This window comes from Cellulomonas algicola, assembly GCF_019024305.1.
In the GTDB taxonomy this organism is placed as follows: Bacteria; Actinomycetota; Actinomycetes; order Actinomycetales; family Cellulomonadaceae; genus Cellulomonas; species Cellulomonas algicola.
In genome coordinates this window covers 1-12,298 of record NZ_JAHKSJ010000019.1, presented here as the reverse complement: position 1 = coordinate 12,298, position 12,298 = coordinate 1, and the positions used below count along the sequence as shown (strand labels likewise).

Genomic DNA, 12,298 nt, shown 5'->3' with positions numbered 1-12,298 from the left:
GGTCATCATGACCGACGGTCCGCCAGGTACGCGTCCTCGGCGGCGTAGTCGAAGAAGTCGCCCATCGCCTCCATCCGCACGAAGCCGGGGAACGCCTCGCGCCAGTCGCGGCGCGCGGCCTCGTCGACGAGCCAGTGGATGCCGTCGGGGGCGGTGTCCGCGTAGCCGCCGCGCGCGACGTGCCCGAGCTCGCGTCCCGCCAGACCCGTGTCGAGGACCAGCGGGTGCGGGACGGCCCACGGAGTGAGGCCGAGATTGCCCTGCGGCGGCCCGGCGAACGTGACGGTGCTCGACTCGGCGCCGAGCGTCGCGTCGACCACGCGGGCGATCTCGGCGACCGTGGGGGCGTCGGGATCGGCGGCGTTGAGGACGCGGTCGGCGGGTTGCGCGGCCGCGAGGCGGACGAGGTCCGCGAGCACCGACGTCGCGACCGTCTGGAACCGGCTGAGGCCGTCGTACGCGAGGACCCGCACGTCGCGCCCGTCGAGCACCCGCCGGACGAACGTCCACTCGCGCGGCTGCACGCACCCCGGCCCGTGGATCGCGGCGGCGCGCAGCGCGGTCGTCGGGACGTCGGAGTCGAGCCACGCCCGCTCGAGCCCGACCTTGCCGGTCGCATAGGTGTCGCGGCCCGCCTCGACCGTCGGCTGCGACTCGTCCAGGGGCACCGGGAACGTGCCGAACGCGTCCGTCTCGAAGCCGTCGCCCGCGCCGTCGACGTAGACGGCAGCGCTGGACACGACGACCGCGGACCCGATGCGGTCGCGGGCCGCGAGCCAGGCCGTGGCGTCGCGATCGTCGTAGCCGACCACGTCGACCACGACGTCGACCCCGCCCGCGAGCGCACGGTCCCGCACGTCGGGGTCGTGACGGTCCCCGACGACGCTCGTCGCGCCCCACCCCTCGACCGTCGCGGCGTCCTGCCGGCTGCCGCGGGACAGCACGCGGACCTGCCACCCGTCCGCGACGAGCGCGGGCACGACCGCCCGTCCGACCTGACCCGTGCCGCCGACGACGAGTGCGGTGCGCATGCGCCGACGCTAGGCCGTGCGCGGCGAGGAGTGCCAGGGGTGCGCTCGGCGGTCCGCTCAGGGCAGACGGACGACCGCCGACGCGTCCTGCGCGGGGTAGCCGTGCGCCTGCGCGACCGCGGCGTTGAGCAGCGCGCCCGCGTGCGTCGTGAGCCCGAGCGCGAGCGCGGGGTCGGCCGCGACGGCCTGCTGCCAGCCGAGCCCCGCGAGCGCGGTGACGTACGGGAGCGTGACGTTGGTGAGCGCGCGCGTCGACGTGACCGGGACCGCGCCCGGCATGTTGGCGACGCAGTAGAAGAGCGTGTCGTGCACGCGGAACGTCGGGTCGTCGTGCGTGGTCGGGCGGGTGTCCTCGAAGCAGCCGCCCTGGTCGACGGCCACGTCGACCAGCACCGCGCCCGCGTGCATGCGAGCCACGAGCTCGTTCGTCACCAGGCGCGGCGCGCGGGCGCCCGGGACGAGCACCGCGCCGACGACGAGGTCCGCGTCGACGAGCTCACGCTCGAGGGTCCACGGCGACGACGCGACCGTGCGGACGCGTCCGCCGAACGCGGCGTCGACCTCGCGCAGCCGCGGCATCGACAGGTCCAGGACGGTGACGTCGGCGCGCATGCCGACGGCGATCTCGGCCGCGTGCGACCCGACGACGCCCGCGCCCAGGATCACGACCTTCGCCGCGTCGACGCCCGGCACCCCGCCGAGCAGGAGCCCGCGGCCGCCCGCGTTCCGCATGAGGTGGTAGGCGCCGACCTGCGTCGCGAGGCGGCCCGCGACCTCCGACATGGGCGCGAGCAGCGGCAGCGAGCCGTCGGCGAGCTGGACGGTCTCGTAGGCGATCGAGGTCGTGCCGGCGGCGAGCAGCGCGTCGGTGCCGGGCCGGTCGGCGGCGAGGTGGAGGTACGTGAACAGGGCGAGCCCGTCGCGCAGGCGGTGGTACTCCTCCTCGACCGGCTCCTTGACCTTGCACACCAGGTCCGCGCCGCCCCAGACGTCGTCGGCGTCGGGCAGCAGCGTCGCGCCCGCGGCCCGGTACTCGTCGTCGGGGATCTGGGAGCCCAGCCCGGCGCCGACCTCGACGAGCACGGTGTGCCCGTCGCGCACCAGCTGGTGCACCCCGGCCGGGGTCATCGCCACCCGGTACTCGCGGTTCTTCACCTCGCGCGGCACCCCGACCCGCATGACCCGTCCCCTCGCCACCGCGCGACCGGTGCCGCGCGCCTGCTGCCAGTCTCGCCGGGGGCGTGCGCGCCGTCGCGGCGAACCGTGCGGCGCACGGCGCGCCGGGGTGCCGTCGCCGTGGCGGTGCGCCAGGGTGGGTGCGCGGGGAGGTGCGCACGTGCGTGAGGGCCTGACGGAGGCGACGTTCCGCAAGCGGCGCGACGACGCGCCCGCGGGGTTCTTCCGGTGCGAGGCGGCGGGTCTGGCGTGGTTGCGGGCCGCCGGCGGTGCGCCGGTCGTGGAGGTGCTCGACGTGGACGAGCGCGGGCTCACGCTGGAGCGGCTCGTGCCCGTGGCGCCGACGCGCGACGCCGCCCGCACCTTCGGCCGCGGGCTCGCGACCGTGCACGACGCGGGCGCCGACGCGTTCGGCGTCGCCCCACCGGGCTGGGACGGCGACGGGTTCTTCGGGCCGCTCGACGCACCGCTGCCGATGCCGACGGGACGGTTCGACCGGTGGGGCGCGTTCCTCGCCGCGTGCCGCGTCGTGCCCGTCACGCGGGCGCTGGTGGACGCGCGGGTCGTCGACGACACCGTCGTACGCGACCTCGACCGCCTCGCCGCGCGGCTCGACGCGGGCGACCTCGACGACGACGACCGGCCCGCGCGGCTGCACGGCGACCTGTGGAGCGGCAACGTCGTGTGGACCGCGGCCGGCGCGACGCTCGTCGACCCTGCCGCCCACGGCGGGCACCGCGAGACCGACCTCGCGATGCTGCGGCTGTTCGGGCTGCGCCACCTCGACGACGTGCTCGACGGGTACGCCGAGGTGCATCCGTTGCGGCCGGGCGCCGCGGGCCGCGCGGGACTGCACCAGGTGTACCCCGTCGCCGTGCACGCCCTGCTCTTCGGGGGCGGCTACGTCGGGCAGCTCGCGACGCTCGTCCGGCGGTGGGGCCGGTGACGGCCGGGCGTGCAGGGCGTTGCGCGGACCGGGTGACGGCGGCGACGCGGTCACCGTCGGCGCGCGCCGCGTGTGCGATCCTCGGCGGACCGGGCGCGCCGACGCGGGACCGGTCGGCCGGGGACGGGGAGGACGGCACGTGAGCGCACGCGACGCCGCCGCGCCCCCGACGTGGGTGTCGGCGCCGACACCGCCGCGCTCGTACGGTCCGCCGCCGCCCGACCTCGACGCCGGGGCGTGGCCCTCGACGGCAGCCGCCCCGGAGACAGCGCACCACGCGTTCGCCCCGCACCCGCTCACGGCTCCTCCGCCCGACCCCCGGACCGCGTGGACCGGCCCGCCGCCGGGCGCCTGGGCGGGCGGCGGTCCCCCGCTGCCGCCCACGCTCGGTCCCGGCCCGGTCGGCGTCCCGCACCGCGGACGCGCCTCGGCGCTCGTCGCTGCGGTCGTCGTCGTCGCGACCCTCGTGAGCGGCGCCACCTGGTGGGTCAACGACCAGGTCGCGCGCCTGTCCCCGCCCGCGGGCCACGAGGAGGCCGCGGTCCCGCTCGGCACTCCCCCTCTGGCGTCCGCGCTCGACGCCGGGCCGCACACGTTCACCGCGATGCAGCCCGACGGCTCCGGTCCCGTCACGTACAGCCCGTGCCGCCCGATCCACTACGTCGTGCGTCCCGACAACGCGCCGCCCGGCGGCGACGTGCTGATCCGCACCGCGGTCCAGCGCGTGGCCGAGGCGACCGGGCTGCAGTTCGTCGACGACGGTGCGACCACCGAGGGACCGACGTCCGACCGCCCCGCGTACCAGCCCGACCGGTACGGCCGCCGCTGGGCCCCGGTCCTCTTCACGTGGTCGACCTCGGTCGAGACGCCGGGCCTGCTGGGCGACGTCGCAGGGACCGGCGGGTCGGCCTCCGTGACCTTCGGAGGGCGCTCCGTGTACGTCACGGGCGAGGTCACGCTCGACACCGAGGAGCTCGCGCCGCTCGTCGCGACCCCCGACGGGACGGCCGTCGCGATCGGCGTCGTCACGCACGAGCTCGCGCACGTCGTCGGGCTCGGGCACGTCGACGACCCGACGCAGCTCATGTACCCCAGCACGAACCTCACCGTGACCTCGTTCGCCGCGGGCGACCGCGCGGGGCTCGCAGCGCTCGGACGTGGGGCATGCGCGCCGGACGTGTGACGCTCCCCGGAGAATCCCAGGAACGCCAGGTACTCTCCCGCGGAGCACACGCCCCGAGGAGCCCGTCATCCGCCCCATCGTCTTCGTCCACGGCACGCGCACGTCGTCCGCGATCTGGCAGCACCAGCTCGACGCGCTGACACGGTCGGGTCACCCGACGCTCGCCCTGGACCTGCCCGGGCACGGCGCCCGCGCGCACGAGCGGTTCACGCTCGAGGGCGCGATCCGCGCGATCGACGACGCCGTCGCGTCCTTCGCGGTCGCCCCGCTGCTCGTCGGCCTCTCGCTCGGCGGCTACGCGAGCCTCGCCTACGCGCGCCGCAACGAGCACAAGCTCGCCGGCGTCGTGCTCGCGGGCTGCTCCACGGAGATCAAGGGCAAGCCGCTGCTCGCGTACCGGTCGGCGTCCGGCGCCGTGACGCGCGCCCTGCGGATCGGCGGCGGGACGTGGCACGTCGTGCAGGACATGCTCTCCGCGATGTCGGGGTACTCCCCGCTCGCCGACCTGCGCCGCGTGCGGCTGCCCGTCTGGGTCGTCAACGGTGCGCGCGACCCGCTACGGCTCGACGAGCGCCGCTACCTCACCGCACGCCCTGGCACGCGCCTGCGGGTCGTCCCGCGCGCGGGCCACGACGTGAACTCCCACGCGCCCGTCGCGTTCAACCGCCTGCTGCTCGACGCGCTGCACGAGCTGCGCGTCCTGGACCGCCCCGCCCTGGCTCCCGCGGTCGTGCTCTGACACCCGCGCTGACGCCCGCTGTCGTGCTCTGACCCCTGCGCAGGTGCCGGTGTCGGTGACCGGCGGCAGGATGCGGACATGCTGCTCGCCGACGTCGCCGCGACGTCCCTCGCCGTCGCCGCCACCCGGTCCCGCCTCGCCAAGCGCGCGCTGCTCGCCGACGTGCTGCGCCGCGCCGAGCCGTCCGACGTGCCCGTCGTCGCCCGCTACCTCGCCGGGGAGCTGCGCCAGCGCCGCACGGGCCTCGGGTGGCGCTCGCTCGCGTCGCTGCCCGCACCCGCCGACGCCCCGACGCTGACGGTCGCCGAGGTCGACGCCGCCTTCGAGACCATGGCCGGGCTGCAGGGCACCGGGTCGTCGACCGAGCGGACGCGCCTCGCGTCCGCGTTGTTCGCCGCCGCGACGGCCGACGAGCAGACGCTCCTGCGCGGGCTGGTGTCGGGCGAGCTGCGGCAGGGGGCGCTCGACGCGCTCCTGCTCGACGCGGTCGCCGAGGCCGCGTCCGTCCCGCCCGAGGCCGTCCGGCGGGCCGCGATGCTCACCGGGTCGACCGAGACGGTGGCGTCGGCGGCGCTCGGTGCCCCCGACCCCGAGGCTGCCCGCGCCGCGCTCGACGCGTTCACGCTCACCGTCGGGACGCCCGTGCGGCCGATGCTCGCGCAGTCCGCGTCCGACGTCGCCGAGGCGATGGCCTCGCTGGGGCCCGACGAGGTCGTCGTCGACACCAAGCTCGACGGCATCCGCATCCAGGTGCACCGCCGCGACGACGACGTGCGCGTGTACACGCGTTCGCTGGACGACCTCACGTCGCGCGTCCCCGAGATCGTCGAGGCCGTGCGCGCCCTGCCCGCGTCCACGCTCGTGCTCGACGGCGAGGCGCTCGTCGTCGACGACGCCGGCCGGCCCGTGCCGTTCCAGGACACCGCGGCGCGCACCGCCACGCGCGACGCCGACGTCGCGGCCGTCACGCGGCTCACCCCGTTCTTCTTCGACGCCCTGCACGTCGACGGGCGCGACCTGCTCGACGCCCCGCTCGTCGACCGGCTCGCCGCGCTCGACGCGCTCGGCGCCACCGGCGTCCCCCGGCTCGTCACCGCGGACGCCGCCGCCGCGCAGGACTGGTTCGCGTCCGTCGTCGCCGCCGGGCAGGAAGGTGTGGTCGTCAAGGCCGCGCAGGCCCCCTACGAGGCCGGGCGGCGCGGCGCCGCCTGGGTCAAGGTCAAGCCGCGCCACACCCTCGACCTCGTCGTGCTCGCCGTCGAACGCGGGTCCGGGCGGCGGCAGGGCACGCTGTCGAACATCCACCTCGGCGCGCGCGACGGGCACGGCGGGTTCGTCATGCTCGGCAAGACGTTCAAGGGCATGACCGACGAGACGCTCGCCTGGCAGACGCGACGCTTCCGCGAGCTCGAGGTGGCCGACGACGGCTGGACCGTGACCGTCCGCCCCGAGCAGGTCGTCGAGATCGCGTTCGACGGCGTCCAGCGCTCGACCCGCTACCCCGGCGGCGTCGCGCTCCGGTTCGCGCGCGTGCTCCGCTACCGCGACGACAAGCCCGCCGCCGAGGCCGACACGATCGAGACCGTCCGCGCACTCGCCGCGGGCTCCTGACGGCGGCACCGGGTCAGTCGGGCAGGTGCTCGCGAGCCCAGAGGGCGGCGCTCGTGCGGTCGCCGACGCCGATCTGGCGGAAGACGTTGCCGACGTGGACCTTGACCGTGCGCTCCGAGATGCCCAGCGCGCGGGCGACCTGCTTGTTCGCCATGCCCTGCGCCACGAGGCGCAGCACCTGACGCTCGCGCGCGCTCAGCCGGTCGGCGGGTGACGCCGCGGCCGCGGGGCCGCCGGGCAGGAGCGTGCGGGCGACCCGCGGGTCGAGCGGCGCGAAGCCCTGCGCGGCGGAGCGGACGGCGGCGACGAGGTCGCGCGGCTCGCAGTCCTTGAGCAGGTAGCCCACCGCGCCGGCGGCGAGCGCGTCGCCGACCCGAGCCGCGTCGGAGAACGACGTGAGGACGACGACGTGCACGTCGGGCTGGGCGGCCGCGATACGACGGGTGGCCTCGACGCCGTCGACGACCGGCATCGAGAGGTCCATCAGCACGACGCGCGGGGCGAGGTCGCGCGCGAGGGCGACGGCCTCCTCGCCGTCGGCGGCCTGGCCGACGACGCGCAGCCCGTCGGCGGCGTCGACGAGCGTCGCGAGGCCGGACCGCACGAGGTGGTGGTCGTCGACGAGGAGGACGGTCACGTCGTCGTCGGTCATGCGTCCTTGCTCCTGTCGGTGCCCGCAACGGACGTGCCGGTCGGCGCGGCGGCGACACCGTCCGCGTTCCCGCTGTCGGCGTCCCAGCCGTCCGCGCCGAGCCCGTCCGTGCGGGCCGTCAGGCGCCAGCGGCAGCCCGCGCCCGGCGCCGACGCGACCTCGAGGCGGGCACCGGCGGACGACGCGAGGTCGGCGAGCAGGCGCAGGCCGAGGTGCCCCTCGGGCGGGCGCGCGAGGGTCGCGGCGACGTCGAACCCGACGCCGTCGTCGGCGACCTCGAGCACCACGGTGTCGTCGCCGCTGCGCAGCACGACGTCGACGTGCCGGGCGCCGGCGTGCGCGACCGCGTTGCGCAGCGTCTCCTGCGCGACGCGGTGCACGAGCCGCTCGACGGGTGCGGGCAGGCCCTCGGCGACGCCGTCGGGTGCGTCGAGCCGCACGTCCACACCGCGCACGGCGAGCCCACCGACGAGGTCGGCGAGCGCGGTGCGCAGCCCCGCGGTGCGCAGGCTCGCGGGGTAGATGTCGACGAGCAGCGAGCGCAGGCCCTGGATGCTCGCGCGCACGGTCGCGGCGGCCTCGCGCACGGGGCCGGCGACGTCGGGGGCGCCCGCGCGGTCGGCCCGGTCGGCCGCGCCGGCGAGCGCGAAGGACGCGGCGGCGAGCTCCTGGACGACGCCGTCGTGCAGCGTGCCGGCGATCCGGCGGCGTTCCTCGTCGGAGGCCTCGACCGCGTGCTGGAGGAGGACCTCGCGGTGCTGCTGGGAGCGGCGGAGCCGGTCGAGGAGCGTCCAGAGCACGGGCAGCATGAGGACGACGAGCACGAGGAGGCTCGTGAGGGTGATGCCTGCGAAGCCGCGCCACAGGGCCGTCGAGCGCTCGGTCACGGCGTCGTACCGGGAGTACGTCTCGAAGAGCAGCGGTGTGCCGTCGGGCGTCCACACGGGCCGGTAGACCTCGAGGAGCTTGCCCTGGCCGCGCTCGAACGCGTTCTCGGGCTTGTCCAGGTCGCTCACCTCGGCCTCGGTCGCGGGGTCGGCGAGCACCGCGCGCTCGTCGTCGCCGAGCGGGAACTGCTGCCCCACCAGGCGGCCCTCGTCGGAGTAGACGATGCGGCCGTCGGCGTCCCAGACCTTCACGCGGACGACCTGGTCGTCGAGGACGCCGTCGCGCACGGCCCGGTCGAGCGCCGCGAGGGCGTCGGGGTCGCCCGTGGTCACGCCGTCGCGGAGCACGGGCTGGACGACGGCCTCGGCGAGGAGGTCGGTGCGGCGGGCGGCGTCGTTGACGGACTCCCGCTCGGCGATCTGGCGGCTGGCCGTGAGCCCGAGCACGGCGACCAGCACGAGCACGAGACCCGCGGCGGCGACGACCTGGCCGAACACGCGCCAGGTCCGGACGGGCCGCGGCTCCCCCGCGGCGCCCACACCGCCTCCCGTCGCCAGCGTGGTCCACGCGACGGTCGTCGGGTCGTCGGTGGGGCGCACGGCACTCACCCTAGGTGTCGGTGTGGCGGCGTCGGTCCGCGCCGGGGCGGGGGTCGCCCGTCTGCGCGCCGCGCCGCCCGACGGACCCGTGGAGGTCCGTACGGGCGGCTCGGCCGACCGGTGCGCCGACGCGTGGTCGTCGTGCTCGGTGCCCACGGTCAGTCGTCGCCGCCGTGGTCGTCGCCCGCGTCGTGGCCGGGACCGTCGTCGTGCCCGCCGCGGCCGGAACCGTCGCCGCCCGAGCCGGACCGGTGGCCGGAGTCGTCGCTCCCGGACCGGTGGCCCGAGTCGTCGGTCGCGGCCGTGCCGCCCGTCCCGCTGGTCTGCGAGCCGCCGTTGACGGCGCGGTCGTCGCCGGGCTCGGTCCGCAGGTCGCGGTCGAGCGCGCCGCCGTGGTCGTCGGGGCTGCTGCTCGCCGAGGACGACGCGCTCGGCGACGCCTCGGGCGTGCTCGACGGCGACGCGGAGGGCGTGGCGTCGCGGTCGTCGCCCGGCTCGGTGCGGGAGTCACGGTCGGTCCGGCCGTCGTCGAGGAGGACGGCGTGCGCGGGCGGCTCGACGGCGACGGACGGGGTGAGGCTCGCGTTGCCGACCAGGCCCGCGACGGCGGGGACGGCGGCGACGACGGCGGCTGCGGAGAAGAGGACCGCGCGCTTCATGGTGTGCTCCTGGGGTCGGTGGTCTGACAGCCACCTTTCTCCCGCGTCGGCGTGGGCGCGCACCATCGGACGATGGGACTAGTACCCCGGCGCGGCCCGGTCGTCGCGGTGCGACCGCCGGACCGGCTCAGGAGGGCGGCGTCGTACCGCGCGGGACGACCAGGACGGGCACGGGCGAGTGGCGCACCAGCTTGGTCGCGCGCGTGCCCAGGAACACCGCGCGCAGGGCGCCCGCGCTGGACGAGCCGACGATGAGCAGCTCGTTGGGCTGCCAGTCGAGGCGGTCCATCGCGTCGGCCCAGCTCGTCCCGACGGGCGCGACCGTCTCGACGTCGGGCCCCAGGCCGAGCGCACGCTGCGCGTCGAGCATCTGGTCGCGCCACTGCGCGGACACCTCGGCCTCGACGTCGAACCCGACCTCCGGCGGGAACATCGTCGGCGTGCGGACGCCGAACGACGCGACCCGCAGCTCGACGTCGATCGAGCGCGTGAGGGCGGCCGCCCAGCGCACCGACTCCTCACCCGCCGCTCCGGGCCCGAACGCCGCGGTCAGACGGTGCACGGGCACGTCGAGCGGTCCCGCCCCCGGCACGGCGGCGGCACGGTAGCCGCGGGGCGCGAGCGCGACGGGCACGCGCGACGAGTGCAGCAGGTAGTCCGCGGTGGACCCGACGACGACGTGCCCGAGGCCGCCGTCGGGCGACGAGCCGAGGACGAGCGCGGTCGCGTCGGCCTCGACGGCGACCTGGACGAGGGCGCGGGCGACGGACCGGGCGGGCACGGTGACGAACTCGACCTGCATGCCCGACGCGCGTTCCGCAGCCCACGAACGGGCGGCGTCCTGGGCGCGCGCGAGACGCTCGTCGACCCCGCGGGCGTCGTCGCGCGGCGGGACGACGGTCGCGACGACGAGGACGAACACCCCCGACCGCTCGGGCAGGGTGCGCGCGAGGTTCGCGCCGAGCTCGAGCGCGCCGCGCGCGTCCCCGAACGGCTGCGCGCCGACAACGATCGTCATCGGGGTCGCTCCTCACCGACGGGCAACCCCGCCTCCACGGCACGGTTCAGCAGCGAGTGGTGACGCCCCCACAGGAAGTAGAAGAGGAGGACGACGGAGAGCCAGAGCAGGAACCAGGCGTACGTGTACCAGTGCAGGCCCGCGAGGATGTAGACGCAGGACGCGATCCCCAGCAACGGCGTGAGCGGGTACGCCGGGACGCGGAAGCCGCGCGGCAGGTCAGGCCGGGACCGGCGCAGGACGATGACGCCGACCGACACGACGATGAACGCGACGAGCGTGCCGATCGAGACCAGGTCCCACAGGTCGGAGAGCGGCACGAACCCCGCGAGCAGCCCCACCGCGCACGCGACCATGACGGTGTTCTGGACAGGCGTGTGCGTCCGCGGGTTCACGCGGGCGAACGCGCGCGGCAGCAGCCCGTCGCGGCCGACCGCGAACAGGATGCGCGTCTGCCCGTAGAGGGTCACGAGCGTGACGGAGAAGATCGACACGACCGCACCCGCGGACAGCACCGTGCCCGGCCACGTCGAGCCGGTGACGTCCTGCAGCAGCCGCGCGAGGCCGGCCTCCGCCTGCTCCCGGTCGCCGAAGTCCTGCCAGGGCTGCGCGCCGATCGCCGACACGGCGACCAGCAGGTAGATCGTCGTGACGATCGCGAGCGCGCCGAGGATCGCGCGCGGCATGGCGCGCTGCGGGTCGCGCACCTCGTCCCCGGCCGTCGACACCGCGTCGAGGCCGATGAACGTGAAGAAGATCGTGCCGGCAGCCATCGTGACGCCGGCGGCGCCGTGCGGGGAGAAGTCGGCGAAGTGGTCGGCGTCGAACGCGGTGAACGCGACCGCGACGAACAGGCCGAGCACCGCCAGCTTGATGACGACCATGACCGTGTTCACCCGGGCCGACTCGCTCGCTCCGCGCACCAGCAGCAGCGCGCACAGCGCGACGAGGACGAGCGCCGGCAGGTTGACGATCCCCGGGTCGTCGTCGAGCGGGCCCGCCGACAGCCACGCGGGCACGGTGAACCCGAAGAGGTTGTCGAGGAGCTGGTTGAGGTAGCCGCTCCAGCCGACCGAGACGGCGGCGGTCGACACCGCGTACTCGAGCACGAGGCACGCGGCGACGCCCATCGCGACGACCTCGCCGAGCGTGGCGTACGCGTACGAGTAGGTCGACCCCGACACGGGCACGGCGGACGCCATCTCGGCGTAGGACAGCGCGGACAGCCCGGCCGCGACCCCGGCGAGCACGAACGCCACGACGACGGCGGGCCCGGCGTCCGGCACCGCCTCGTGCATGACGAAGAAGACGCCGGTCCCGACCGTGGAACCGACGCCGAACATCATGAGGCTGAACGTGCTGAGGGACCGTCGCAGCCCTTCAGAGGACTCGCGGGTCGCGGCCGTGACGGGCTTGCGCCGCCAGAGCTGTGCCCGCAGCGAGTGCTGCTGGGTCGTCGTCATGCGCGTCTCCCCCGGTCCGAGGACTGCCACGCTACGGAGCGCCGACCGTGGCGGCAACGAGGGCGGGGCGGCGCGACGTGAGCGCGGCCCGGCCCGGCGCGCAACCGCTGCGGCGCGTGCGCGCCCGTCAGACGCTCGCGTCCCGCAGCGTGCCCGAGTGCAGCTCGACCAGCCGGTCCGCGCGCGCGGCCATGAGCGGGTCGTGCGTCGTGACGACCGCCGCGACGCCGTGCCCGTGCACGAGGTCGACGAGCAGGTCCATGACGACCGCGGCCGTCCCGCTGTCGAGCTGGCCGGTCGGCTCGTCGGCCAGGAGCACCGCGGGACGGTGCA

Annotated in this window: 11 protein-coding genes and 1 pseudogene; 4 read left to right on the top strand and 8 right to left on the bottom strand. The window is 76.2% G+C overall.

Annotated features, from left to right (window positions below; all coding sequences use genetic code 11):
* Positions 1–5: 5 nt before the first annotated feature.
* Together KOV94_RS15270 and ald are read right to left on the bottom strand one after the other, a co-directional pair.
* Positions 6–1,031 carry an NAD-dependent epimerase/dehydratase family protein gene (locus KOV94_RS15270; protein WP_124342925.1) on the bottom strand — a complete coding sequence of 342 codons (1,026 nt, stop codon included), beginning with the start codon at positions 1,029–1,031 and terminating at the stop codon, positions 6–8.
* A gap of 57 nt (positions 1,032–1,088) precedes the next feature.
* Positions 1,089–2,210, bottom strand: a complete 1,122-nt coding sequence (gene ald, locus KOV94_RS15265; protein WP_218052507.1) for an alanine dehydrogenase — start codon at positions 2,208–2,210, stop codon at positions 1,089–1,091.
* 157 nt (positions 2,211–2,367) lie between these two features.
* Here ald and KOV94_RS15260 point away from each other — a divergent pair, with 157 nt between their 5' ends.
* From KOV94_RS15260 to KOV94_RS15245, 4 genes are all read left to right on the top strand, one after another.
* A complete protein-coding gene (locus KOV94_RS15260) occupies positions 2,368–3,153 on the top strand; it encodes a fructosamine kinase family protein (RefSeq protein WP_308160578.1) in 786 nt (261 codons plus the stop codon).
* A 139-nt stretch (positions 3,154–3,292) separates the two neighbouring features.
* Positions 3,293–4,336, top strand: coding sequence for a matrixin family metalloprotease (locus KOV94_RS21335; protein ID WP_218052505.1), 1,044 nt, complete (start codon positions 3,293–3,295; stop codon positions 4,334–4,336).
* Positions 4,311–5,075 carry an alpha/beta fold hydrolase gene (locus KOV94_RS15250; protein ID WP_308160576.1) on the top strand — a complete coding sequence of 255 codons (765 nt, stop codon included), beginning with the start codon at positions 4,311–4,313 and terminating at the stop codon, positions 5,073–5,075. The genes KOV94_RS21335 and KOV94_RS15250 overlap by 26 nt, the downstream gene beginning before the upstream one ends.
* A 78-nt stretch (positions 5,076–5,153) precedes the next feature.
* A complete protein-coding gene (locus tag KOV94_RS15245; protein ID WP_124344665.1) occupies positions 5,154–6,686 on the top strand; it encodes an ATP-dependent DNA ligase in 1,533 nt (510 codons plus the stop codon).
* 13 nt (positions 6,687–6,699) lie between these two features.
* Here the strand turns inward: KOV94_RS15245 and KOV94_RS15240 are convergent, their stop codons facing one another.
* From KOV94_RS15240 to KOV94_RS15215, 6 genes and pseudogenes are all read right to left on the bottom strand, one after another.
* Positions 6,700–7,338 (bottom strand): response regulator, encoded by a 639-nt coding sequence (locus tag KOV94_RS15240; protein ID WP_218052504.1) that lies wholly within the window; start codon positions 7,336–7,338, stop codon positions 6,700–6,702.
* Positions 7,335–8,825, bottom strand: coding sequence for a sensor histidine kinase (locus KOV94_RS21330; RefSeq protein WP_218052503.1), 1,491 nt, complete (start codon positions 8,823–8,825; stop codon positions 7,335–7,337). Before KOV94_RS21330 ends, KOV94_RS15240 begins: the two co-directional genes overlap by 4 nt.
* A gap of 158 nt (positions 8,826–8,983) precedes the next feature.
* Positions 8,984–9,484, bottom strand: coding sequence for a hypothetical protein (locus tag KOV94_RS15230; protein WP_124344662.1), 501 nt, complete (start codon positions 9,482–9,484; stop codon positions 8,984–8,986).
* 127 nt (positions 9,485–9,611) lie between these two features.
* Entirely contained in the window at positions 9,612–10,502 is an 891-nt protein-coding gene (locus KOV94_RS15225; protein WP_218052502.1) for a universal stress protein, read from the bottom strand.
* Positions 10,499–11,965, bottom strand: coding sequence for an APC family permease (locus tag KOV94_RS15220; RefSeq protein ID WP_218052501.1), 1,467 nt, complete (start codon positions 11,963–11,965; stop codon positions 10,499–10,501). Before KOV94_RS15220 ends, KOV94_RS15225 begins: the two co-directional genes overlap by 4 nt.
* A gap of 127 nt (positions 11,966–12,092) precedes the next feature.
* Positions 12,093–12,298: pseudogene (locus tag KOV94_RS15215) on the bottom strand (ABC transporter ATP-binding protein); the annotation flags it as partial.